The organism is Psychrobacter sp. FME5, from assembly GCF_014861375.1.
Lineage (GTDB): Bacteria > Pseudomonadota > Gammaproteobacteria > Pseudomonadales > Moraxellaceae > Psychrobacter.
The window spans coordinates 12045-37278 of sequence record NZ_RRYX01000014.1 but is presented as its reverse complement, the minus strand read 5'-3'; the positions used below and the strand labels follow the sequence as shown (position 1 = coordinate 37278).

The 25234-nt window shown below is 44.4% G+C and carries 18 protein-coding genes and 1 pseudogene; 13 read left to right on the top strand and 6 right to left on the bottom strand.

The window, feature by feature from the left end; genetic code table 11:
* The first annotated feature begins 50 nt into the window (after positions 1 to 50).
* A complete protein-coding gene (locus EI161_RS03755) occupies positions 51 to 251 on the top strand; it encodes a hypothetical protein (RefSeq protein ID WP_192522512.1) in 201 nt (66 codons plus the stop codon).
* 162 nt (positions 252 to 413) lie between these two features.
* Here the strand turns inward: EI161_RS03755 and aroC are convergent, their stop codons facing one another.
* The gene (gene aroC / locus EI161_RS03750; RefSeq protein WP_192529018.1) at positions 414 to 1517 is read right to left on the bottom strand and encodes a chorismate synthase; all 1104 of its coding nucleotides are present in this window, start codon (positions 1515 to 1517) and stop codon (positions 414 to 416) included.
* 60 nt (positions 1518 to 1577) lie between these two features.
* Positions 1578 to 2753 (bottom strand): 50S ribosomal protein L3 N(5)-glutamine methyltransferase, encoded by a 1176-nt coding sequence (gene prmB, locus EI161_RS03745; protein ID WP_192529017.1) that lies wholly within the window; start codon positions 2751 to 2753, stop codon positions 1578 to 1580.
* 430 nt (positions 2754 to 3183) lie between these two features.
* Here prmB and EI161_RS03740 point away from each other — a divergent pair, with 430 nt between their 5' ends.
* Complete coding sequence (locus EI161_RS03740; protein WP_225735208.1) at positions 3184 to 4626, top strand: L,D-transpeptidase family protein; 1443 nt, start codon at positions 3184 to 3186, stop codon at positions 4624 to 4626.
* A 90-nt stretch (positions 4627 to 4716) separates the two neighbouring features.
* On the opposite strand, the gene EI161_RS03735 is transcribed toward EI161_RS03740, so the two are convergent.
* Complete coding sequence (locus EI161_RS03735) at positions 4717 to 4929, bottom strand: hypothetical protein (RefSeq protein ID WP_192522508.1); 213 nt, start codon at positions 4927 to 4929, stop codon at positions 4717 to 4719.
* 323 nt (positions 4930 to 5252) lie between these two features.
* Between EI161_RS03735 and EI161_RS03730 the strand changes: the two genes are divergently transcribed.
* The 5 genes and pseudogenes from EI161_RS03730 (at position 5253) to EI161_RS03710 (ending at position 12578) form a co-directional block, all read left to right on the top strand.
* A complete protein-coding gene (locus EI161_RS03730) occupies positions 5253 to 7031 on the top strand; it encodes a DUF389 domain-containing protein (protein ID WP_225735207.1) in 1779 nt (592 codons plus the stop codon).
* Between the two features lie 186 nt (positions 7032 to 7217).
* Entirely contained in the window at positions 7218 to 9890 is a 2673-nt protein-coding gene (gene alaS / locus EI161_RS03725) for an alanine--tRNA ligase (RefSeq protein WP_192529015.1), read from the top strand.
* A 310-nt stretch (positions 9891 to 10200) separates the two neighbouring features.
* On the top strand, positions 10201 to 11487 hold the full coding sequence (locus EI161_RS03720) for an aspartate kinase (RefSeq protein ID WP_192522506.1): 1287 nt from the start codon (positions 10201 to 10203) through the stop codon (positions 11485 to 11487).
* A 345-nt stretch (positions 11488 to 11832) separates the two neighbouring features.
* Positions 11833 to 12000, top strand: a pseudogene (csrA, locus tag EI161_RS03715) (carbon storage regulator CsrA); the annotation flags it as partial.
* A gap of 203 nt (positions 12001 to 12203) precedes the next feature.
* A complete protein-coding gene (locus EI161_RS03710; RefSeq protein ID WP_192522505.1) occupies positions 12204 to 12578 on the top strand; it encodes a HopJ type III effector protein in 375 nt (124 codons plus the stop codon).
* A gap of 72 nt (positions 12579 to 12650) precedes the next feature.
* Here the strand turns inward: EI161_RS03710 and EI161_RS03705 are convergent, their stop codons facing one another.
* Complete coding sequence (locus tag EI161_RS03705; protein WP_192529014.1) at positions 12651 to 12962, bottom strand: YeaC family protein; 312 nt, start codon at positions 12960 to 12962, stop codon at positions 12651 to 12653.
* A 67-nt stretch (positions 12963 to 13029) separates the two neighbouring features.
* The gene (locus tag EI161_RS03700) at positions 13030 to 14034 is read right to left on the bottom strand and encodes an NAD(+) kinase (protein ID WP_192522503.1); all 1005 of its coding nucleotides are present in this window, start codon (positions 14032 to 14034) and stop codon (positions 13030 to 13032) included.
* 312 nt (positions 14035 to 14346) lie between these two features.
* On the opposite strand from EI161_RS03700, the gene EI161_RS03695 reads away from it, so the two are divergent.
* On the top strand, positions 14347 to 15069 hold the full coding sequence (locus EI161_RS03695) for a Bax inhibitor-1/YccA family membrane protein (RefSeq protein ID WP_192522502.1): 723 nt from the start codon (positions 14347 to 14349) through the stop codon (positions 15067 to 15069).
* Positions 15070 to 15336: 267 nt separating this feature from the next.
* On the opposite strand, the gene EI161_RS03690 is transcribed toward EI161_RS03695, so the two are convergent.
* Positions 15337 to 18225 carry a heavy metal translocating P-type ATPase gene (locus EI161_RS03690; protein ID WP_192529013.1) on the bottom strand — a complete coding sequence of 963 codons (2889 nt, stop codon included), beginning with the start codon at positions 18223 to 18225 and terminating at the stop codon, positions 15337 to 15339.
* Between the two features lie 395 nt (positions 18226 to 18620).
* Here EI161_RS03690 and mrcB point away from each other — a divergent pair, with 395 nt between their 5' ends.
* The 5 genes from mrcB (at position 18621) to fis (ending at position 25131) form a co-directional block, all read left to right on the top strand.
* Positions 18621 to 21122, top strand: a complete 2502-nt coding sequence (gene mrcB, locus EI161_RS03685) for a penicillin-binding protein 1B (RefSeq protein WP_192529012.1) — start codon at positions 18621 to 18623, stop codon at positions 21120 to 21122.
* A 32-nt stretch (positions 21123 to 21154) separates the two neighbouring features.
* Positions 21155 to 21973 carry a tetratricopeptide repeat protein gene (locus EI161_RS03680; RefSeq protein WP_192522499.1) on the top strand — a complete coding sequence of 273 codons (819 nt, stop codon included), beginning with the start codon at positions 21155 to 21157 and terminating at the stop codon, positions 21971 to 21973.
* A gap of 274 nt (positions 21974 to 22247) precedes the next feature.
* Positions 22248 to 23174 (top strand): 50S ribosomal protein L11 methyltransferase, encoded by a 927-nt coding sequence (prmA, locus tag EI161_RS03675; RefSeq protein ID WP_192522498.1) that lies wholly within the window; start codon positions 22248 to 22250, stop codon positions 23172 to 23174.
* Positions 23175 to 23349: 175 nt separating this feature from the next.
* Positions 23350 to 24537 (top strand): zinc-ribbon and DUF3426 domain-containing protein, encoded by a 1188-nt coding sequence (locus tag EI161_RS03670; protein WP_192529011.1) that lies wholly within the window; start codon positions 23350 to 23352, stop codon positions 24535 to 24537.
* Positions 24538 to 24768: 231 nt separating this feature from the next.
* On the top strand, positions 24769 to 25131 hold the full coding sequence (gene fis / locus EI161_RS14940) for a DNA-binding transcriptional regulator Fis (protein ID WP_192522496.1): 363 nt from the start codon (positions 24769 to 24771) through the stop codon (positions 25129 to 25131).
* Positions 25132 to 25234 lie beyond the last annotated feature (103 nt).

Sequence of the window (25234 nt, the reverse complement as noted above, 5' to 3'; positions counted from 1 at the left end):
TTATGATGCTGTTATTCAAATTTATCATTAATATTAAGGATAGAAAAGCCATGCCAAACCTTCTTGCTCAAAACCAAATCATAGAAAACTACTTAGGATATAGCCGTCACGATTGTACGCAAAATTTATCAAATCAAGGCATCGACAGTCTTGAGTTTGGACATTGGCTAGCCATTCCTAGTCAACATCTGCTATTGATATTTCGTCATCAGCAATGTGTGGCGGTTGACTATTACCAAATAGCGGCTTAAGGCTTTTCATCATTTACGGGTTAAACTCTATCGATTAAGTTATTAACTTTCTAGGGCATGTCATCAATTAGCCATAAAAAAGCCCTTTGTCGCTGCTAATGATATTTAATTAGAAGCGATAAAGGGCTGTTAGTTTTACAATATAGCTTTTTAACTATTCACCTAAGTAATCGACTCAACCGGCGCTACTACATCCGCATTTTGACCGCGATGGCGCAAATAATGATCGAGCAAAACGATAGCCAGCATAGCTTCTGCGATAGGCGTTGCTCGTACCCCCACGCAAGGGTCATGACGACCTTTGGTGAGCATATCGACCGACTCGCCTTGCGTATTGATACTCTTGCCAGCCGTCGTAATACTAGAGGTTGGCTTAAGCGCGATACTGACACGAATATCTTGCCCTGACGAGATACCGCCCAATATACCGCCGGCATGATTGGCAGTGAAACCGTCTGGGGTCAGCTCATCACGGGAACTATGACCGAACTGCCCAGCCACCGCCATACCGTCACCAACCTCAACGCCTTTGACAGCATTGATACTCATCATCGCATGGGCAATATCAGCATCTAAGCGATCAAATACCGGCTCACCCAATCCAACAGGTACGCCGCTGGCGATTACTTCTAAACGCGCCCCGCAGCTAGTACCTTCACGGCGCAAGCTGTCGATCAATATCTCAAAACGGGCAACCGCTTCTTTATCTGCACAGAAGAACGGATTGCTATTGACGAAATCCCAGTCGATTTGACTTGGATTTAGCACTTCACTATATTCAGAACCAATTTGCGTAACATGACCTCGGACTTGCACACCTAAGCGGTCTTGCAAGTATTTCTTAGCGATAGCGCCAGCTGCGACGCGCATGGCAGTTTCACGTGCTGATGAGCGACCACCGCCACGGTAGTCACGAAAGCCATACTTCATACTATAAGTATAATCAGCATGACCGGGGCGAAACGTATCTTTGATTTCGCTATAGTCTTTGGATTTTTGATTGGTATTGCGAATCAACAGACCGATAGACGTGCCCGTGGTTTTACCTTCAAATACACCAGAGATAATCTCAACTTCATCAGATTCGCGGCGCTGAGTCGAGTACTTAGACGACCCTGGCTTGCGGCGATCCAAATCTATTTGCAAGTCATCTTCACATAATGCCAAGCCGGGTGGCACGCCATCGACGATGGCCATGAGGCCTGCCCCATGCGACTCGCCGCACGTGGTGACCGTGAATACTTGCCCAATGCTATTGCCTGCCATATTTATCCTTAAACAAATGAAGTCAATTTTTGATTGATGATAGCGCTAATCTCGATGGTTCTATTGAATGCTATCTAATAACTGTACATAAGCGGCAAACAGCTGGCGATGTGTCACGAGTTCATCATAAGTAATCGCAAAGACACCATGACCACCATGAGCAAATTTCAGCCAATCGAACTGGATTTCAGGATAGGCTTGTTTTAATGCCCATTCGCTATCGCCCACTTCACAGATCAGCAAACCTTCTGGGCTTAGATAGTCTGGTGCTTCAAATAAAATACGATGAACCAAATCTAGGCCATCTTGACCCGCGGCTAGTGCGTGCTCAGGCTCGTACAAAAACTCAGGTGGTAGGTCTGCCATAATAGCCGCATCGACATACGGCGGATTGGTAACGATAAGCTCGTATTGGTTTTCGGCAGGAATCTTGGCAAATAAATCTGACTCAATCACATTGACCTGATGGCCAAGGTCATGATGGTCGACGTTAACCATCGCCACTTGTAGCGCACCTTTATCAATATCAACCGCATCGACCAGCGCATCAACGAAGCGCGTTGCCAAGGCAATAGCAATACAACCAGAGCCAGTACATAAGTCCAAAATGCGCTCAGGCTGTGACAGTTGCTTGACCTCTAAACCGTGATCGTAAAATGCGGCTGCTTGCTCATTGATGCTAATGCCGAGTGGCTTTGCCAACTCATTGACATCGAAGTACGGATGGAACTGCTGACGTATCAATTCGGCGATAGGTGAGCGCGGGATAAGCACGCGCTCATCGACATAGAATGGCAAATCACAGAAGTAAGACAAGTTAATTAAGTAGCTTAACGGCTTGCGCTCAGCGATACGCTCTTCTAGCAGACTGAGTACCAATTGCTTCTCTGATGTGGTCAAGCGACAATCAAGAATCTGCTCATTGGCTGACCAATCTAATGATAGAGAGTGCAAAACGATGGCAGAGGCTTCAGCGAACTCATCGGTGGTTCCTTGAGCGACGACCACGTCATAGTTGCGCAATTGGGTGACCGAAAAACGAATGAAATCACGAATACTAACCAGTTGCTCGCGTGCTTCTTCTAACTCTGCATGCAAGTTGACAAATTGCTCGTCTTCACCAAGAAACCCCGCCTCCAAATCGAACGCCTTATCACTGTCTAAACCTTGTGACTCATCATCATTGAAGTATTGATTTTGAAATTCTTCTGCGCTCATTGTTTGGTCGTCTGACATATCGCACCTTGCTGACTGCATGCTTGCTGATTACATGTGGGTGGGTTAAATCGCTTTGGGTTAAAAGCTGATCTATTAAATAAAAAACTCTTTATACATTATAGACGCAAACGCTAAGTTGCGCCAATATTTGCGTTTTTGTGCCAAAAAAATATTATAGAAGTTAGATCATAAAGATTAAAATGTATTGAACATTCACAAATAGCCACTGTCAATGCCAGGGTCGTATGTTCAACACCCCTAAACGTTTTTGGTATAAATCGAATAGCATCCTATACACACCTTCGCTAAGTTATTGCCCAACTGTAGTGAATACGTCAACAGTTGACGTTTGGGGTGTTTTAGTTGAAAAAAGATGTATCAAAAGTTTGCGAAGCTTCCAAATTATGCGCATAATAGCCGCATTAGTAGCCACCACAAGTGATTCAATATGATGAAAATAAAGCCTCTTATTACCGCTATATCTATCGCTGTCGTTAGTGCCAGTGTTAGCGCGCTTGCCGCCCCCACCGACGATACCCGCACATTGCCAGTGCGCACCGCGGATACAATGCCTAACCTCGCTAAGAAAGTTAGCCTTAATGTGGAAGAAAACCGTAGTAGCTCAATCGATGCTCGTCCTGCTGTCAAGCCAAGTTCTGACAAATCAAATGCTGAAAAGCCAAATACTGAAAAAACCAAACCAGCTGATCGTATGACACAGCTGATCGATGCCAAGCAAGATGCGCAGTCAAAGACCGAGCCAACAGCGACGACCGCTGATAACATGAGCGCAGAAGAACTGACTCGCAAAGATGAGCAATCTGACAGCACTGATGATATTAGTGACGGTCAAGCCGTCGCAGCCCCTAGCGATGTCTCCTCTATCGACTCATCTGACCCGCTGGCTTTTGAATTACCTGACAACGAAAAACGTCAAGACTTTAGTGATGACCCTACCATCAAAAATATCGAAGACAAAAATGGTAAAAGATACACCACGCTAAACTTGTCAAGCTATGCCAAACAAGTTAATGATGCAGCTTGGTCACCGAATATGAAAGTCAACTCAGCGATGACTATTAAGATGCAGGCTTTGCTCGACTGGAACCATGCTTCTCCTGGCCCTATTGATGGTGGCTGGGGTATGAATAGCAAAAAAGCCCTTATCAACTTTCAGACCATGAAAGGCTTGCCAGCCACTGGTAAGATGGATCAAAAAACGTGGGATGCATTGATTAAAAAAATTCCTACCGATAAGCCGGTGTTAGTGACTTATACCCTAACCGAAGACGATATAAAAACCAACTTTGCGACCACTCCTGCTGGCTCAGAAGCGAAGTCAAAAATGAAAGGGCTGTATTATCAAGACATCAAAGAGATGCTAGCCGAACGCTTCCATATGGATGTGCGCTACCTAGATAAGCTAAATACAAATAAAAACTATAAAGCGGGTGAGACCATTACGGTGCTTAATACCCGTGCTCCGCTCAACCAACGCATAAACCGTGTCGTCGCTAACAAAGCAGATAAAACCTTATATGCTTATAATGATAACCAACTAGTGGCTACTTATCCGACCACTGTCGGTAGTGATGCTACGCCATCCCCGCAAGGCAGCTTTAAAATTGTCAATAAAGTAAAAATGCCTTGGTATAAAGCAACCGTTGGTAATGGCGCGGATAAAAAAGTGCATATGCTACCACCAGGTCCAAACAACCCTGTCGGCGTCGTATGGATGGGCTTGTCTAAACCGTCGTATGGCCTACATGGCTCACCGAAGCCTGAGGGCATCAGTCGCCAAGCGTCAGCAGGTTGTGTGCGTTTGACCAACTGGGATGTGTTAGAGGTTTATGCCAATATCGAAAATGGCGCAACTGTTGAGCTTAAATAATTCATCATAAACGAGAGACAAAAAAAGACCTTGATTATCAAGGTCTTTTTTTATGGCCAAATATAGATTTTATACTATTTATTTTCTGTCTTAGGCTTTATACCCTTCTTCTTTGCCAGTAATACTACCGACTTTTTTGGTGAAAAATAATGCTGCCGGAATAGACAATACAAAGCCTGCTGCTACCGCCATTTGAATATGCGGAATTTGGTTAAATCCTGTAACCAAAGCGCCAATCATGAATACACCGATGGTGACGGTTGCGGCAATTGAATAGATAACAGAGAATAGTGGCCAGTTCATGATGTATTCCTCATTTTTTGTGTGGGTATAAGTACTTTATACACTAAACCCACACAAATAGTAAGCCTTTTCTTTTAGACCCTCAAGCCAGTTATATTAGGAGACTACACACATAAACCATGCTATAGTTATGGTTTTATAATGACGTTTTTACTGCCTCGTTTACGACCTTTATATTCAATTTTTAATATACTTATATTCAATTTTCGACGATTGTATTGCAACGACAGCTCTCTTCGTTTATCCGCAAAAAACTCATACATCGCTTCTTATTTATCATTACAATAATGACTTTCTGTTATTCGTTAAGAAAGCTATCCGCTATGACCTCACCCGAAAAAAACCACTCTAATGAGCCTCCACATTCCAAGGGCTCATCAGGCATTACCGACTATTCAGACCAGCAAGCTGCTTTAGTGAACGCTGACCACCCTACCCAAAAGCAAGGCAAGGCTATATTAGACAATGCTGATGCCTTAGAACATCCAGAGACTGATGATGAGAGTGAGTTCGACAGTGAGTTGGACGAGGAAATGGCTGGTGCTCAACCACCTGAGACGACAATAGCGATAGAATCACTCGGTCCTGATGAAGTGGTTGCAACATTAGAGACGTCTAAACCCGAAGCTCAACCTACTAACGAAAACGCAGAATACGAAACCTTAAGGTCTAAGGAATCATTCTTTCAGAAAAAAACGGTTACTGCTACCGAAATGGGTGCTAGTACCGAGAGCAGTGTAGAAATAGATAGTACTGACACTGCTAACACTCAACCTTCTACGCAACAAGGCTCGCCTACTATACAGGCTCAGGAGTCGTCAGTTGACGCCGCCATTCCTTCTCATAATAATTTAGACGAAGGTCCTCAAGAGTCCTTAAAGTTAGAAAATACAAGTGAGCAAGAAAATGTAGCTTCTGAAGAGGAGCTTTCTGTTACTGAGCAAAATAATGACACTACAGTAAAAGGTAAGTTGGACGAGCAGGAGAAGCAAGAAGAGGAAGTTCAAGAACAAAAAGAAGCCAAACTTGAGTCTTATAAACAGTTTGTCGCCGAACAGTTTAGCAACCAAAAAGTAGACTATCCAGAAGTGCGGGTAAGAATTGAAGCCAATGCTCTGCCTAGTAAAATGTATTTCATTATGAATATACTTTCTGCCATCATCGCCAGCTATGGCTTAGTGACCAACTCAGCAGCAGTGGTTATTGGGGCCATGTTGGTCGCCATGATGTTAGGCCCTATCACTGGAATCGCTTTAGCGATTATTGATCACCGTATGCCACTGCTGCGCAAGTCACTTATTACCGTTATTATCGGCATATCATTGGTGGTAGTGGTAGGCTTTATCGTCGGATGGCTACACAAAGACCAGCCATTGACAGCAGAAATATTGTCGCGCACCCAGCCAACCTCTATGGACTTAATGATTGCTCTCGCAGGTGGCACTGCTGGTGCTTATGCGATGGTTTCGCCGCACCTTTCGGTTGCTGTTGTCGGCGTAGCAGTAGCCACTGCTTTAGTACCGCCTCTTGCCGCTAGTGGAATTTTATTTGCCAATGGCGAGATGCAGCTTGGCCTCGGTGCATTGCTACTGGCCTTAACCAATATTATTGCTATTCAGTTTACCAATGCTTTAGTACTTTGGTTGTTGGGCTTTCGCCGCTTGGTCGATGACGATTATAAATCAAGCACCTACTTAACCTTTTTGCGTCGCAATGCAGTGACCTTATTACTGTTGGGTGGATTAGGAGCCTATTTGACCATTAATTTGCAAACCAACGCCAAGCAGCAAGTGTTCGAGAGTAGCGTAAAAGAAGCCATCAATAGTTACTTTAACGATAAGGGCAACGTGCTGACCAATACGCAATTCGACACCGGCGATGAGAATCAAGTGGTACGTGCGGTTATTCGCGGTGAAACCACGCCCAGTTCCTATGATGTCCAGCAGATTGAAATGATTATTACCCAAGATATGACCGAGAATTTTCCTGACTACCTTCCGATTAAACTGCAACTACGCTACTTGCCAGTACAGGTGATTGAATCCAATCCATTGATACAAGACAAACTGGACAAGACGGATGCAGCGATTTTAACCAATTAGCCTTTGTTTCACCAACTGATCCTTGCTTTAATATATGTTTTTTGGTTAATTAAAATATAGGCTGTATCCATAGAACAACCTAGCTGTTGTAACTCTTGTACCAAGAGCTTGGGCGTTTATGCTAAAATCGCTTGCAAAATTATTTTACTTAACCTACTCAATCCTATCCGTCAGTAAGGAGCCGCTGTGAGCCAGCCATTTCGCTCAGCCGATATTCGCCAAGCTTTTTTCGATTTTTTCATAAGCAAACAGCATACCCCAGTCTCATCGTCTAGTTTGATTCCACACAATGACCCGACATTGTTGTTTACCAATGCCGGTATGAATCAGTTCAAAGAGACCTTTTTGGGTATGGAGCCACGTGACTATACCCGCGCTGTAACGTCGCAAAAATGCGTACGTGCTGGCGGCAAGCACAATGACTTGGATAATGTCGGCTACACTGCACGTCATCATACCTTCTTTGAGATGCTCGGCAACTTCTCTTTTGGTGATTACTTTAAACAAGCAGGTATTGAATATATCTGGGAGTTTTTGACCTCGGATCAGTGGTTAGCAATTGATAAAAACCGCTTATATGTGACCATTTACGAAACCGATGACGAAGCGTTTGAGATTTGGAATAAGGACATCGGCATCCCAGCTGAGCGCATTATCCGTATTGGTGATAATAAAGGCGCACCTTATGCGTCTGATAACTTTTGGACCATGGGTGATACCGGTCCTTGTGGTCCTTGTACCGAAGTGTTTTATGACCACGGTGCAGACGTCGAAGGCGGTCTACCGGGCACACCTGAAGAAGACGGCGATCGCTATATCGAGATTTGGAACTGTGTGTTTATGCAGTTTAATCGTCAAAAAGATGGCTCGATGCTACCGCTACCAGCGCCAAGTGTCGATACTGGTATGGGGCTTGAGCGTATTAGCGCCATCATGCAAGGCGTGCATGGCAACTATGAGATAGATTTATTTGTGCATTTGATGGATGCTGCCGCTCAGATTTTAGGTATTGAAAACCAGCAACAATCCTCGTTAAAGGTGATTGCCGACCATATTCGTGCGGTGGCATTTTTAATCGCTGATGGTGTTACACCAAGTAATGAGGGTCGTGGTTATGTGCTGCGCCGCGTGATTCGCCGTGCGGTACGTCATGGTAATAAGCTTGGCGCAGACAGCGACTTCTTTTATAAAATGGTCGCGCCACTGGTCGCTGAGATGGGCTCGGCCTACCCTGAGCTAAAAGACAAACAAAGCGTCATCGAAAACGCCATTCAAAAAGAAGAAGCACAGTTTGCTAAAACCTTAGCGCAAGGGTTACGTTTACTCGCCAGTGAGCTTGAGGATTTGCAAGATGGCGATGTGCTCTCTGGTGCGGCAGCATTTAAGCTATATGATACTTATGGCTTTCCGCTTGATTTGACCGCTGATATCACTCGTGAGCGCGGTATTGTCATCGATGAGACTGAATTCGATGAGCATATGCAAGCGCAGCGTGAACGCGCGCGTGATGCGGGTAAATTCGATGTTGACTATAGTAGTGTCATTCAAGTAGAAAACCCAACGACGTTTGTTGGCTATGAGCAGCTTGCAGCAGAAGGTGTGACGATTGATGCGTTATATCAAGACGGCAATCCAGCTAAAAGCTTAAACGAAGGTATGGAAGGCGTTATTGTTCTTGACCGTACACCATTTTATGCTGAAGGCGGTGGTCAGGTTGGTGAACTGGGCGAAATTCGTACCGAGACGGGCGTCTTTGAAGTTCAAGACACCAAAAAATCTGGTCAAGCCATTATTCACTATGGTGTCATTACCATGGGTGAAATCACACCCAATCAGACGGCAGAAGCACAAGTACTATCGAGCATCCGTGCTGCTAGCGCCAAAAATCACTCTGCCACGCATCTATTACATGCGGCATTAAGAGAAGTACTAGGGGAAGAAGTCACGCAAAAAGGCTCGCTAGTATCAAGCGACGTATTGCGTTTTGACTTCTCTTACGACAAGCCAGTCAGCGGCGCTGAGATTAGCCGTATTGAACGTCTGGTCAATGAGCAAATCCAAGCCAATACCCCTACCCGCATCGAGCACATGTCTATCGATGAGGCCATGAATCAGGGTGCTATGGCATTGTTTGGTGAAAAGTATGGCAGTGACGTGCGTGTGCTGACTATGGGCACAGACAGCATCATAGATGGTCAACGTAAGCCTTTCTCTATCGAGCTGTGCGGCGGTCTTCATGTGCAGCGTACTGGTGATATTGGTGTTTTGAAAATCACTAGCGAATCAGGTATCGCTGCTGGTATCCGCCGCATTGAAGCGGTCACTGGCATGAACGCGATAAAAAATATTCAACAAAGCGAGCAACAGTTAAGTGAGCTGGCCAGTCATTTAAAAGTAAAACGCCCTAACGTTGCACAGCGTGTACGCACCATGGCTGACAAGCAGCGCGATTTAGAAAAACAACTAGAGCGTTTGCAACAAAAAATGGCCAGCGCCCAAGCAGCAAGTTTGCTAGACGACGTTCAGACTATCGCTGGCACTCCCGTGCTCATCAGTACGCTAAGCGGTATCGATGGCAAATCAATCCGTACGCTAATGGATGATATCAAATCCAAACTGCCTGATAGCGTGATCGTTTTGATTGGCGATAAAGACGAGCAGTTAGCCCTAGCAGCCAGTGTGGCAAAGTCGGTGACGGCTAAAGTAAAAGCCGGGGATATCATTCGTCATTTGGCAAGCGAGCTTGGCGGTAAAGGCGGTGGTAAGCCCGACTATGCCCAAGGCGGCGCGCCAAAATCAGGTAACAGTGCGGCTGTTATCGCAGCCTTACCTGCTTGGATAGCAGACCAGCTCGGCTAACCATTAAACTGAGTTCATGCCGTTTTATCATAGATAAAATACGCGATTGGTTATAACGCTTATAACCAATCGCCATACATCTAAGCAGCTCTAGTACTTAACGTTGTGATGCAGATATGGTATAAAGGTCAACGCTTGAACGCATCATTTCTGTGTTAAATTAATAGCAAGCAACACTGGATAAAAAAAGCATAGAGCGCAACTCTTATAATACGGCTTTATCTATGCAAACATTGATTGAGGGTCACATCCGCACATTGATTCTTTTTGATGATAAAAAAGTCCATTAATGAATAATAGGTAGATTTTTATGGCGTTAATAGTACAGAAATACGGCGGCACCTCGATGGGTAGTATCGACCGCATAAAAAACGTCGCCAAACGAGTCAAACGCTGGCATGACAACGGTCATCAAGTGGTCGTTGTGGTTTCTGCTATGAGCGGAGAAACCAACCGTTTGATTGATCTGGCTCGCCAAATTAGCACTCAACCTGATCCACGTGAATACGATCAAATGGTCTCAACGGGTGAGCAAGTTTCTATCTCATTGCTTGCGATGGCGATTAAAGAGCTTGGTGTTGGTGCTCGCTCATTGACTGGCCGTCAGGTGGCTATCAAAACCGATGGTGAGCATAATAAAGCACGTATCGAAAGCATTGACGACAAAAATATCCGTGAGCAATTAGATGCAGGCAATGTCGTTATCGTGGCCGGTTTTCAGGGTATCGACGAGCAAGGCAATGCAACCACATTAGGTCGTGGCGGTTCTGATACTACAGGTGTCGCGGTTGCCGCAGCTTTGGGTGCGGATGAATGTCAAATCTACACCGATGTCGATGGCGTGTATACCACGGACCCTCGCGTCACTTCAAAAGCCAAAAAGCTTGAAAAAATCACCTTTGAAGAGATGCTTGAGATGGCAAGCCTTGGCTCTAAGATTTTACAGATTCGCTCAGTAGAGTTCGCGGGTAAGTATGGTGTACCGCTGCGTGTGTTATCTAGCTTTGATGAAAATACCGATGGCAGCTTTGACCAAGACTTTCAAGACAATGTCGGCACCCTAATTACGATAGACGAAGGAGACAGTATGGAACAGGCAATTATCTCAGGTATCGCGTTTAACCGAGACGAAGCAAAAATTGTAGTACGCGGCGTACCTGATCACCCTGGTATTGCCTCTGCTATCTTAAGCCCCATTGGTCGCGCCAATATCGAAATCGATATGATCGTGCAAAACTTATCGGACAATGGCACCACAGACTTTACTTTTACTGTCAATCGCACTGATTTAGACAAGACCATGAAAGTGCTCAACGACGAAGTCAAAGATGAGATTGGTGCCAAAGAAATATTGGGTAATAGCGAAGTTGTCAAAGTCTCGTTAGTAGGTGTTGGCATGCGCTCACATGCAGGCGTTGCTAGCCTCATGTTCCAGACCCTTGCCGAACACAATATCAATATCCAAATGATATCAACCAGTGAAATCAAAGTATCTGTCCTTATTCAAGACCAACACCTAGAAAAAGCGGTTAAGTCATTACACACCGCCTTTGGGCTGGATCGTGAAGACGGTGATAGCACAATCCCTGGTCTATGATATAGCGGATTTACTTTAAAACGATACAGAGCTACTATCAACAAAATATCAATAAAATAGGGTCTTTTTAGATCCTATTTTTATTTTTTATTATTGCTAGGGTAAGTATTAACCCAATAGTTTTGTGAAAACTCGTGACAGCATCTGTTATGCCGCCTATAATGAGGCTTTCATTTGGGCTAAATGAATCTACCTATCATTGCCGCTATTGGTACAAGTTTAGGCATAGCGTCTAGCAATGTGTTTTATGAATATAATGCATATTTAGTGCTGCGGTGATGTCCTGCAATTGAGAAGTAATCAGATGAGTAATAATTTTTTGATGCGACATAAGGAGTGTGACGCATGTTAATTTTGACACGCCGCGTGGGCGAAACGCTAATGATTGGTGATGAGGTCAGTGTGACTGTCCTAGGTGTCAAAGGCAATCAAGTACGTATTGGTGTAAATGCACCAAAAGATATTGCCGTACACCGCGAAGAGATTTATCAACGTATTCAGCATGAGCGGTCTGTACAGTCGCAAATGCAGCATCTTGAGCAAGGCAACTTTGCGCCTTCATTTGATGACGAAGACTACTTTAATCGCTAAGCTGTAAGACTTAACGCTTAATTACTAATAATTATTGAGCATATAGAAGCATGTTACTTTTATAATACTGTATTTTTATACGTATTATATTTTGCTTTATTAATCTGCTCTGAGGTCATTTATTTATGAGTATCCGCCAATCAGATGTATCGGCTCTACTTAATGGTTTAAATAAAAAAGCCATTGGATTCAATGATGTCATCAGTTTTATTGATGATTTTTATCGCTATGCACCTGCCCCTTTTGTCAACGGCATGGTACATAATGCAGCGGGTGAAAACGAAGACAGTGCGAAGATTTTTGGCTTTGCCAAGCACCATGGTCTTAATCAATTAGATACGCTAAAACTATTTGGTGAACATTACACCAAAATTCAAGCCACCCCTAAGGGTACGGATCATGCCAATATCCGCAATTTTTTACATTGGGGCTGGCAAGGGTTTTTGATGGAAAAAAACCCATTAACCGTACGTCCAAGTGTTGATACTACCGCGCTTTAATTTTTAATCGAATAACAAAAAATCCACGCTATCATAGCGTGGATTTTTTTGGGGCTGACTTTATTCGGAAGTCTATTTATTACGAAACTTGACGGGTTGCACCGCACCTTTAGGATTGGGCATATTCGGGTAATGATGCTCATGTTCGACATCACATTCAGCGCCAACGATAGAACCATCATCTTTTACGGGTTTATGAATGTAGCCAGTACGTTCGACAGGTGGTAGATGCTCATGCTCCCACACCATTACCGCTTGCATACAAGTGTCACGCTGTTCAGCGGTTAATTTGCGACCATCAGGCCACTTGCCAAGCTCAATTGCCAGACGAAATTTTTTAACCACTTCTGGCGTTAAGCTTGCTAATATCGTTTGTTTATCCATCTTGCCTACTCTCCACCATTGTTTTCTATCATATATTCCATATAATGTTTTTATATAACAGCCACGCTTATTCATCATCCATAATATCATCATCGACATCCAGACTGAATTCTTCGGCATGGACGTTCCAGTGCAGCTTTGTGCGGCACGCCTCATAAAAATCAAACCCTGGCGGATGCAACAAGGTTAATTTATCAGGATGCTTGCGTATGTAGAGCCTTTGCTCTTGCTCAAGTGGCACACTTGGCTTGCCATCTGCACTGACCATCGGCTGTGTACGATTGTCTTCATGGATGCGGATACACACTTCACTATTACCACTGACCACGATTGGCCTACTAGACAAGGTGTGTGGATGCATAGGCACTAGACAAATGGCATCCATGCTCGGATGAATGATAGGGCCACCGCCAGACAATGCATAAGCGGTCGAGCCAGTAGGCGTGGCAGCGATTAAACCATCACTATGCTGACGATAGACATCTTGACCGTCAATTTTCATCTGAAAATCAATCATATGCACGGATTTACCAGCATGCAACACCACATCGTTGAGCGCCATGTCTTCATGGATGATATTGCGCCCTTCTCGTATCTCCATGGTCAATAAAAACCGATGATCCAACTGGTAATCACCCATCAATACTTGGCGTAGTTTAAACTCAGCTTCATCAGGCTTTACATCGGCTAAAAACCCCAAACGACCACGGTTGACGCCGAGTACGGGTACACGGTAACGCGCCAGTGCTTCAGCGGCGTGCAATATCGAACCATCACCGCCAACGACGATGACTAAATCGCAAATCTCACCAATTAGGCTACGTTTAACGATTTTGACTTTTTCAATCTCAGTAAAATTCAGTGTGGGCAAATTAGCTGTTTGCACATCCATAATCAATGTGAGATTCATCTCATTGATGGTTTGCGCAATTTGTACCAAACTTTGAGTGACACTGCGCTTGCCGGCGCGCCCCATCAGCCCAATGCGCCTAAAAGCGGGGTTTTTGATAGCGTGGAACAGCTCTGACTCATGTAAATGTGGCAATCTCGCAGACTGCGCTGAGTTTTCCATAAAACGACTCGGTATAACGGTAAAATACAGAGTAATGATAGCGATAAATGAGCGCTTAGACTAGCATGTTTATGATTTATCGTTGTTAACTGTCGTAATCGACCCAATATACAAGCCATCACACGCTATTTTCAAACGTGTTTGTTTGGCTACACAAGGTCGTTTTATCTATGAGCCAATCGGCTATTTAGATGGTTGTTGAGTGACGCGAAGCCTTGATGGCTGTCACGTAAACACAGTTGACAATAATGGCGGTTTTGCTAAAGTAGCTGACATCTATATTACTTATATTTTATTATTAAGGACACATGTATGGCCAATCCTATTGTCAGTCGCGCAGAACTTGCGATCGGCGGTAATCCAATGACGGTCAAGGGCGTGATTCAAAAGACCAGTCTATTACTTGGATTATCAGCAATCACTGGTGTGGGTTTTTTCTTTTACGCACTAATGGCTGGTCTATCGCAAGGTTTTATCACCATGGCAGCCTTTGGTAGTATGTTTGCCGCTTTTGGTCTCGCCATCTTTATTACCTTTAAACCACAGAAAGCCAAAACTTTCGCGGTACCTTACGCCCTCTTAGAAGGTATATTTTTAGGTGGTATCTCACTGTTCTTTATGAGAATGTATCCAACCGTACCGGTCACCGCTATGTGTGCAACCTTTGTGACTGCAGCGGTCATGCTAGGGTTATATCGCTCAGGTCTGGTTAAGGTTACCGAAAAATTCCGCTCCATTGTAACCTCAGCATTGATTGCTATCATGCTCGTTTATGTGGCACAGTGGGTACTTTCTTTGGTGTTTAGTTCAAGCCTGCCTTTCTTGTTTGAAGGTGGCGCTATTGCTATCGGTTTTAGCTTATTTGTGATCGTTATCGCCTCTTTCACGCTCTTGTTAGATTTTGACAACATTGATCGCGGCGTTGCCATGGGTGTCTCTGAGGACTATGAATGGTTATTCAGTATTGGTATACTTGCAACACTAGTCTGGATGTATATCGAATTTATGCGCTTGCTTAGCTACTTACAAGACTAAGTTAATAAGCCAATCAATAAAAATTCTGCATAAAAACTAAAACCGTCTTAACTATTTATATATAGTTAAGACGGTTTTTTTATGGGTAAAGTTAAATATAATCAGTAAAAAGTAGTGTCGATACACCACATACCGCTTGTATAGTTTTTTCTTGCTTGCTGTGCCTTCGCAGACAGGGGCTGCAAAAAAACTATACAAGCAGTATCGTAGCGTTCTTAAAGTACTTTAACTATCATATAAAAAGTGTCCATACACCTAAAAATGCTATTAAGCACGTTTTAAGCGCAGCGCATTTAGCACCACAAACAATGAACTTAGCGACATACCAATAGCAGCGAGCCAAGGTGGTACATAACCTAAAGCCGCTGGTATTAATACACTGCCATTATAAATAAGTGCCCAGCGGAAGTTTTGCTTGATAATGCGCTCCGTTTTATTAGCGATACGCTTGGCCGCAGTAATGGCCTCAATCTGTCCGTTTAAAATAATACTGTCACTCGATACTTGCGCCAAATCTGCCGCGCCAGCAATCGAGGTTGAGACATCTGCTGCTGCCAATACGGGTGCGTCATTGATACCATCGCCGACCATCAGCACCACTGCACCGTTAGCTTGCAGCTGCTGAATATGGTTAACCTTGTCTGTTGGTGATAGACCATTATAAGCGGACTGCATACCTAAAGTTTCCGCCATTACCATTGCTTGCGGGCTTGGGTCACCTGTCAGCATCACCGATTCAATCCCCAGCCCTTTTAGTGTATCGAGCATCGATTTGGCGCTATCACGCACCTTGTCATTAAAATAAAAACACGCCAGCGCTTGCCAAGTGGCTGATTCATTTTTCTGACAAGTTTTCTGACAAGATAGTACCACTGCTGAGCTTGCTCGCTCAGCGGCCAAGTCAATCGTAAAATCATTGCTTGCAGTGGGATTACTAGTGCTGTCTAAGGCAAAATCCACATGACCGATGCGATATAACACCCCATCAATCATAGCTTCAACGCCACCAGCTGGATAGTGCTGTAATGCTTGCGTGGCTGGTAGATGCAGCTGATAGGCAGCGGTTAGCAAGGCATGCGCAATCGGATGCCGACTGCCTACCTCTAGTGCCGCGGCAATTGCTAATAGATGATCTTTTTGCTCAGATGGTTCGGCATTTCCAAAATCGTTCACCTCATAAGCTTTATGTTGCTCTATAGGTTCTACTAGCGCAATATTCAATAAATTAGGCTTGCCATAAGTCAGCGTACCTGTTTTATCAAAAGCCACATGGGTGATTTCTGCTAAAGTTTGTAGCGTATGTCCACGCGTGGTCAAAAACCCATAGCTTGCCAGTCGATTGGTCGCCACCGTGAGCGCAATCGGTGTCGCCAAAGACAGCGCACAAGGACATGTCGCAACCAATACAGCAACGGTTGCCCAAATCGCTTGGCTTGGATCGACAATGTACCAGCCAATAAACACCAAGGCTGACAGCACTAAAATCCGTGCAACAAACCAACGTGCCAGCTTATCTGCTTGCTGTGCCAGTTTGGGTTTTTCGCTCATGGCACGGTTCATCAGCCGATCAATCAGACCAATTTGGCTGTCTTCTGGCAGCGCTGTCACCAACATCTCAAACGGTTGGCTATCATTTTGCGCCCCGCCAACGATATAATCCCCTTGCGACTTAATGATTAAATCGCCCTCGCCCGTTAGCAAGCTTTGCGATACTGTGGCAGCCTGACTCAGCAAAATACCATCACTGATAATTTCCGAGCCAGCCTCAACCAAAATGATGTCACCCACCTGTAAGCTATGAGCGGTTACCATTTTCTTTTCTTCCGCGTCGCCTTCTACATTTGAGAGCGCATCTAGTTTTGAGAGGTCGGCTGGTTTTGAGAAGTCTGCTGGTTGATTTTTCGTTCGCTGCCATTTTTGGGCGATATCCGATGTCAACTGATGGATATTGCTATCCATACTCTGCATAAAGTCAGGCACAGACTTTGATGAAACAGTAGTAGTTACTTTATCAACAGCCAAACCCTCCGCCTGATTAATGGTTTGTTCAGACTGCTTATCAAAGGCTTGTTGCTTAAGGACATTTTGTTCTAGTCGCTGCAAAATACGCTCAGCAGCTTCTTTATCTTCTGCAATCTTTTGTACCAGTACTGGCTCAACCACCACCAAGTCATTGGCCATACTGGCTGCTTTTAGGCGCGCATTGTGCTCGATATAGCGTCCAGCCAGTAAGAAGAATATAAACATGCTGACCGATTCATAATAGGTTTCCCCTTGTCCAGTGATAGTGGCATAAAGACTGGCAAAGAATGTTACAATCAAAGCAATACTAACCGGCACATCCATATTGACTTGACGCGCACGAACCGCTGACCATGCTGAGGTGAAGAAAGGCACGCCAGCATAAAAGAATACCGGTGTACTGACAAATAACGATACCCAGCGCAGAAAATCACGTTGAAATATCAACATATCGCTGCTCGCGCCAAAATACATCGGCACTGCATACATCATTGCCTGCATCGAACCCAATGCGGCGATGCCTAAACGAACTAGCATTTGGTTGTTATGCCGCGCCAGCATGGCTTCGTGGGTATCCTGCCGATAAGGCTTGGCTTCATAGCCAATCTCATTAATAACCGCGAGAATACGGCTAATAGGCAGTTTGCTCTCATCCCAAATCACGCGCATACGCTGATTGGTTAAATTGACCTGACATTGACTGATACCATCCAGCTCATCTAACCGCGATTCAATCAACCAAGTACAGGCCGCACAACGTAAGTTATTGACAGACAACTCTGCAACTGACATGCCGTCTTGCGCATAGACGAACTGTGATTTTATTTCGTCATGGTCATAAGCTTCAAGACGAGTCAACTGCGTCGGTAAGCTGGCCGTGCGGTTAATTTCTGAGCGGTCCAGATAATACTGCTCAAGCCCAGCCTCTACGATACTCTCTGACGCTAACTGACAGCCCATACAGCACATCTCACGAGACTTGCCTAGTATTTCAGCATGAAACGGCGGTTGTGGGACTGGATCACCGCAATGAAAGCAATGACCAGCAAGTGGCAGTACTAAACCGTCAGTGATGGAGTTGTCTTCGTAGTGATGACTGGAGGTTGATGCCATGGGTGATGGGACACTGGACATAATCGCACTTATTTCCTTTAGACAGGTTTGCTCAAACCCTATTCGCTTTGAGTAAACTGGCTACCGTTAATACTGCTCAATGATTATTTAAAATAGCTAGGGCGTGTCTTCAAACAAGGTAAAAGACAACAACCGCTAATTTATAAAAAACACATCATGATAGCAATCTTAAACTGCTATCGTGAATATCTATGCTATATGGCACTTATTAGGCCAATTAAAAGCTTTTAAGGCTTTCGTATTAATAACCATTATACTATACGCCAGTGCTGTGAGCAGGATAACCACTCATAGTTGAATACCAATGAATGCCCACATTGACGATGATAGATTGAAAAATTTATCAATTTGCGTCATTATGAGGCAGTTTTTTATCCCAAAATGGTGCGACATCAGTGCAAAAATCCAATTCTAAGTTACCAAATACCAAATTATCACAGTCATCTAAGTCTGTTAAACACACGCTACCTTCACAGCAGCGTGGCTTGGTATTTAGTAGTCTGATATTAATTGTTATTATCGCTGGTATGGTGCTATTGGCGCTATATTTAATCAAACTTGATCGCACCATTACTCATAAGTTTGAGGGTAAACGCTGGGATATTCCTGCCAAAGTATACTCACAGCCGCTTGAGTTATACCAAGGTGCTAGTGTTGATAAAGATACGATGAAGACCTGGCTGGAATTGCTTAATTATCAAAGCAATAAAGCCTATGATCGCACGGGCACCTATCACAAATCAGGCAACACCTACTTTATCCACACTCGCGGTTTTAGTTATAGCGCCAACGATGTGGACAAAGAGCAAGTCATCAAAATGACCATTGCCGGCAATAAAATTGAGTCGGTACAAAGCACCTTGCCTGCCAAAAGCGGTATTATTCGTTTAGAGCCTGTCAATATTGGTGGTATTTATCCAGACAGCAATGAAGACCGTATGGTCGTCTCATTAGATGACGTGCCGCAGCCGTTGATTGATGCGCTAATCGCTACTGAAGACCGCGCGTTTTATGAGCACAAAGGGGTCTCTATACGCGGTATTGCTCGCGCCGTACTGAACAACTTTTCTGGTGGCTCTAGACAAGGCGGTTCGACCATCACTCAGCAGCTGATCAAAAATTTCTATCTCAATTCAGACCGTACCCTAAAACGCAAAGCCAACGAAGCATTTATGGCGGTACTACTTGAGCTACATTATAGCAAAGATGAAATTTTACAAACGTATCTAAACGAGATTTACTTAGGGCAAAATGGCAACCGTTCTATTAACGGTTTCGGTTTGGCCTCACAGTTTTATTTTGACAAACCTTTAAAAGAGTTGCGCTTAGATCAGCAAGCGATGCTGGTCGGTATGGCAAAAGGTCCTAGTGTTTATAACCCGCGTCGCCATCCAAATGATTCAAAAGCACGCCGTGACGTGGTGCTTAGCAATATGCTAGCCGTTGGCTCACTTAGCCAAGAAGACTACGACAAAGCCTTAGAAGAGCCGCTAGGTATCGTCGATAAGCCTGTTGAAGGCAAGAGTCAGTTCCCCGACTTTTTGGATATCGTCAAACGCGAATTAAACACCGTCTACTATTCTGATGACCTCAAAAATGAAGGCTTGATTATCATCAGTACCTTGGACCCTATCGCGCAATTGGCCGCAGACAAAGCCGTTGATAAGAAATTAGGTGAACTACGTCGTAAAGGTAGCAAAACCAAAGATCTACAAGGTGCATTGGTGAGTGCCAATCCAGAAACTGGCGAGCTGGTCTCTGTGGTAGGTAGCGGCAGTGAATTTACTGGCTTCAACCGTGCCGTCGATGCCAAACGCCAAGTAGGTTCATTATTGAAGCCCATTATTTATATGACCGCGCTTGAAAGCGGACGCTATAATCTAGCCAGTTCAGTAGATGATTCGCCGATTACTGTCAATCTAAGCGACGGTACAAAATGGAATCCAAGAAACTACGACAACCGTGACCATGGCTATGTACCCTTTACCACGGCCCTGTCTAAATCTTATAACCATAGTGCGGTACGCTTGGGTATGGAGTTTGGGGTCAACACCTTTGCCAAACAGTTACAACGCATGGGGGTCAAAGAAAAAATACCACCCTATCCTTCGGCTTTATTAGGCTCTGTCAATCTTAGCCCAATGGATATGCTCGGTGTCTACCAAGTCTTTGCCACCGGTGGCTTCCGCACACCTATTCATAGTATCCGTACCGTAATCGATGATCGTGGCCGCATATTGCAGCGTACTGGCCTAAATACTCAGCGCAGCATTCCACCTGAGACAAACTTTTTGACAAACTATGCGCTACAACAAGTGGTCTCAAACGGTACTGCTAGACGGGTACAATCACTTGGTAGTAACTTAAACTTGGCAGGTAAAACAGGCACCACGAACGATTATCGTGATGCTTGGTTTGCCGGTTACAGTGGCAACTATGTCAGCGTGGTTTGGGTGGGCCGTGATGATAACAAGCCGATTGGTCTAAGCGGTGGCACTGGCGCGTTGCCAGTTTGGGTTGATTATATGAAGCGCTTAAAACTGACACCTGTGGCACTACCAGAGCCTGAGGGTATCGAATGGTTATGGTTAGAGAACAACTCAGGCAAACTCTCTAATGAGCGCTGTGCCGACGCCCGCTATCTGCCAGTGATGTCAGCACATTTACCAGAAGAGGCCAGCAGCTGTGCCATTGGCTTATACCAACAAGAGCGTGCTCGTGAGCAGATGCAGTGGCAAAATCAGAGGGGCGCGACCGATCAGCAACGCCGCCGTGAAAACTTAGAAAATCCAAATGGTGACGCCGTTGAAACAGACGATGACGATAGTGCCGAGCAAAATGGTGACACACCCAATCGTGCTGACACTTGGTACGACCGCGCAGTTGAATGGTTCTAAAATTGCTATTAAAAATCAAAAAGGATCTCGAGATGGTGTTACCTCTACAACAAACTGTATCGGTTAAAGAAGCTATTATTAACCCGTTAAAAAAATACACAGCAGCCAATACGTTACTCGTAGCCAGTGCTGTGATTGGCATGCTAAGTTTGAGTGCTTGTCAAACTGCACCAAGTACGCCCACTGCGATGAAAACCTCGACCGTTCAAACGGTGCCATCCTCACAAACCCCAAAAACGTCCACAACGACGGTCACTCAAGCGCCCATTGTTAATACAGATATGGTTAGAACAGATAACGAAAACAATCATCCCATCGAGCCATACCCTACATCTGAGTCAACAAATCCATTGACGCAAGAAACGCCTGTATTCGCACCGTCTAATCCAATGTCGACCCAGCCTGACACGACTATAATAGCGCCTTCTCGTGAAGACTATATAATCTCTGAGCCATCAGCGCCTTCACATAATGAGCTGTTGGAGCGTGCCAGAAAAAACTCACAACAAAAATCCCAGCAACCAGTCATTAATAACAGCAATCTACCAGCATTTCGCAATTTGATGCAAGCGGGAATCAGTCAGCTAAAATCTGGCCAACTAACCAATGCTGAAAACAGTTTTACCCGTGCTCAACGCATGGCACCCAAGTCGTCTGCGGTTTATTTTTATTTGGCCCAAGTAGCACTGAAAAAGAACCAACCTCGCAAGGCAGAAGCCATGGCACGCCGTGGACTGAGCGTTTCTCAAGATGCTAATCGCAGGCGTGCGTTATGGCAAATAATTTTGCAGTCAGGACAAGCACAAGGCAACTCGCGTGTGGTCAGTGAAGCCAAACAAGCATTGCGTTAATATCAAGACATATCGAAGTGAATCGATACTAAGTTTATAACTTTGTAATCTATAGTTAAATCACTTTAGAATAGATACAAGCGCTACTGGAGTAAATTTTTCGCAGCCTCTGTCGGCGTAGGCACAGCAAGCCAGAAAAACTTACTCCAGTAGTGCATGGTTATTAATGTGTCGACTTTAATCTCCAACTGACTATACTCACTTTTTCTATTCTGCACCCTCATTATTTATCCAAATCATACATTCATTTTTATTTTAGCTTAAGGTTATCGTTATGGCATGGCAACAACTGCATTTACAATGTGAAAAAGCAAACGTCGATTTGGCTGAGGCGCTGCTACTAGAGGCAGGCGCATTATCAATAGCCTTAGACGACGCAGGTGATCAACCTTTGTTTGAGCCACTTCCTGGTGAGTCACCACTGTGGGATGAGGTCATCCTAACAGGATTATTTGATGCCACTACCGATGCTGGTAATCGTCAGGCCATCGAGCAGCTAAGTCATGACATCGCCGCACAAGTACAAGCCACCCGACTTTGGCTAAGTGCTGTCGATGACAAAGACTGGGAGCGCGAATGGATGAGCAACTATCACCCAATAGAATGTGCCAATAACTTGTGGATTGTGCCTAACTGGCTAACGCCGCCCAATCCTGACGCGACTAACATTATTATGGATCCTGGCTTAGCCTTTGGTACTGGCTATCACGCCACCACACGCTTATGCCTCGACTGGTTAACAGAACAAGACTTAAAAGACAAAGTCGTGATTGATTACGGTTGCGGTTCAGGTATTTTAGGCATCGCCGCTTTGTTATTGGGTGCACGCCAAGTTTACGCAGTCGATATTGATCCCCAAGCAGTGCTCGCAACCAATCAAAATGCAGCACGCAACCATGTTGGTGATCGTCTACAAGCGTTTTTGCCAGAAGACTTCACTGATTACTGCTCGCAAAATGATGTCTTACCTGTAGAAGCTATCATCGCCAACATTTTGGCCAAACCACTTATCGGCTTAGCCCCTTATTTCGCCACCTTAATCGCACCGAAAGGTCGCATTGTATTGGCAGGCTTAATCGAGTCGCAAACCGAACAAGTAACGGCGGCTTACCAACCTTATTTTACGCTTGATGCAAAACATGCTTTTACGGCACAAGAAGACCAACATTGGCAGCGTTTATCTGGTATATTTACAGGCTAGCAACATTTAATTACATCTGTTACGATAGAGGGCAGTCAAATGTTATGTGTTTGACGCCACTCTGTCCATGACTCATAGAATTTTAGAGCTTTTAAATGGCAGTATTAGCACCATAGGCAGCTTTTAGTGAGTGGCTCAGCGGTAGTGATAACCATACTTTCTTGGATTCAACCCTATGACCACCCCAATAAAAACCCAGTGCCCTCATTGCCAAGCTTGCTTTAAAGTAAAACAAACTCAGTTAAATAAAGTCAACGCCACTGTTAGCTGTGATCAATGCCAGCGAAATTTTTTGGTCAATAAGCATCTAATCGTCACTCCTAACTCCCCCAATGACACTACTATTCAAGCAGATATCGACTCTACTCAACCTAAAACACGGTCATCAAAAGACTTCCCATCCGATACATTGATTCATGACGACTTGATTTATGATGATATGGATATCGATGAGTCAAAAGAGAGCGGTTTGGAGTATGACTCTTTAGATAGTATGGATGCTTGGTTGACTCAAGCCAGTCTTAGCTCTACAACAACGAACACCCCCTCAAAGAGCCGCGCTAAAACGTCTGATAAAAACGCCAATTCATTGGTGAAATCAACTTCTAACACTGTAACAAACCACTCATCATCCGCACAGGTTGCACTAAGTTCGGCAGCCGCTAATGATATTCGTGCAAACGTTGATGCTGCCACTGACAACGCCTGGCTCGAAAAACTCCTTAAAGACCAAAATATAGACCAAAACATACCGCAAGATGATACAGATTTATCGCAGTTATTACTCGATATGGGTGTGCCACTCAAACATGAAGACAGTGCTGCTACTAACGGGACTGTAAATAGAGGGGCTGTAAAAAAACCACCAGCCCATCACAGCTCAACTCCTGAAAGGCGCTCGGTCGCATCGTTACTGTGGATACTCGGATGCTTGGTATTAGCCATGTTGCTTTTTGCACAATATGTCATTTTCAACTTAGAAACCTTGGTAAAAACCCCCGCTCATGCAGAGCGCCTTCAAGCCATATGTTCGATCGCGGCTTGTAGTTTACCCAGTGCAGATCTAATGGCATTTACTATTAACAACCCCAGTCACAAACCCAGTCAAATCAATCAAACCGGCAGGTTTAGCGATGTCAGCGCCACATTGAGTAATCAGAGCGCAACCGCGCAGCTATACCCTAATGTTAAGGTCAGCGTTTACGGCGCAGACAATCTGATTGGTGAATTTATCGCGGCACCAGACGATTATCTATTGAGCAAGCAGAATCAATTAGCCGCTAATAGTGACAGAAAACTACTGTTTACAATACCTGTTGCTAATGCACAAATTCGCGAAGTGACCTTAAATGCTCTGTATTAAGCCTATTTTTATTTATACTTTTTGGATAGGCTATAATATCTCTAGCCCATTTACTCGCTTTCGTTCAGTTTGAGGTTACGCCCTAATTCATCAAAGTCTAATCCAGACAAGAGGCAAATCAACGGTAATGCTAAGATAGTGACCAATCTTTCGGTGCTAGACGATGTTAATTTGATATAATGCCTTAACATCTTACGGTTTGACTCTTTCTAACCCAAAGGACATTATCTTATGGCACCTCATGTACAGCATAATGCCAATCATTTTGCCAAAAGCTCTGAGCATCCTGCCGACTATACTAAAGAAAACTGCCTTCACCCCACTCAAGATGTTGAGTACGCTCCAGACAACCATAATAGTCATGCGCAAGAGCCTCTGCGGGTACATGTTGAGCGTGTGGTACGCCAGTATTTTTCGATGCTAGGCGATGAGATGCCCACCGACCTATACGAGCTTATCTTAAGACAAGTCGAAGAACCCCTGCTATCCGTCGTCCTTGAAAAAACTCGGGGCAATCAAACCAAATGTGCGCAAATTTTAGGTCTCAATCGCGGCACCTTACGCAAAAAACTCAAAACTTATGATTTAATGTAGCACCGGCTATATGAGTCTACCTATTTTCACTGACAATTCTTATGCATGGCCATTCATTATTCATGACCTTATCTATCGTGACTTTATCCATGGTGACCATGTC

Excerpts from the sequence above, each read along its gene's own strand:
- EI161_RS03710 (WP_192522505.1), top strand. The coding sequence starts at position 12,204 with ATGAGTATCCGCCAATCAGATGTATCGGCTCTACTTAATGGTTTAAAT.
- EI161_RS03740 (WP_225735208.1), top strand. The coding sequence starts at position 3,184 with ATGATGAAAATAAAGCCTCTTATTACCGCTATATCTATCGCTGTCGTT.
- prmA (WP_192522498.1), top strand. The coding sequence starts at position 22,248 with ATGGCATGGCAACAACTGCATTTACAATGTGAAAAAGCAAACGTCGAT.
- aroC (WP_192529018.1), bottom strand. The coding sequence starts at position 1,517 with ATGGCAGGCAATAGCATTGGGCAAGTATTCACGGTCACCACGTGCGGC.
- EI161_RS03720 (WP_192522506.1), top strand. The coding sequence starts at position 10,201 with ATGGCGTTAATAGTACAGAAATACGGCGGCACCTCGATGGGTAGTATC.
- EI161_RS03735 (WP_192522508.1), bottom strand. The coding sequence starts at position 4,929 with ATGAACTGGCCACTATTCTCTGTTATCTATTCAATTGCCGCAACCGTC.
- EI161_RS03670 (WP_192529011.1), top strand. The coding sequence starts at position 23,350 with ATGACCACCCCAATAAAAACCCAGTGCCCTCATTGCCAAGCTTGCTTT.
- EI161_RS03705 (WP_192529014.1), bottom strand. The coding sequence starts at position 12,962 with ATGGATAAACAAACGATATTAGCAAGCTTAACGCCAGAAGTGGTTAAA.
- EI161_RS03755 (WP_192522512.1), top strand. The coding sequence starts at position 51 with ATGCCAAACCTTCTTGCTCAAAACCAAATCATAGAAAACTACTTAGGA.
- EI161_RS03700 (WP_192522503.1), bottom strand. The coding sequence starts at position 14,034 with ATGGAAAACTCAGCGCAGTCTGCGAGATTGCCACATTTACATGAGTCA.
- EI161_RS03690 (WP_192529013.1), bottom strand. The coding sequence starts at position 18,225 with ATGTCCAGTGTCCCATCACCCATGGCATCAACCTCCAGTCATCACTAC.
- fis (WP_192522496.1), top strand. The coding sequence starts at position 24,769 with ATGGCACCTCATGTACAGCATAATGCCAATCATTTTGCCAAAAGCTCT.
- EI161_RS03680 (WP_192522499.1), top strand. The coding sequence starts at position 21,155 with ATGGTGTTACCTCTACAACAAACTGTATCGGTTAAAGAAGCTATTATT.
- EI161_RS03730 (WP_225735207.1), top strand. The coding sequence starts at position 5,253 with ATGACCTCACCCGAAAAAAACCACTCTAATGAGCCTCCACATTCCAAG.
- EI161_RS03695 (WP_192522502.1), top strand. The coding sequence starts at position 14,347 with ATGGCCAATCCTATTGTCAGTCGCGCAGAACTTGCGATCGGCGGTAAT.
- prmB (WP_192529017.1), bottom strand. The coding sequence starts at position 2,753 with ATGTCAGACGACCAAACAATGAGCGCAGAAGAATTTCAAAATCAATAC.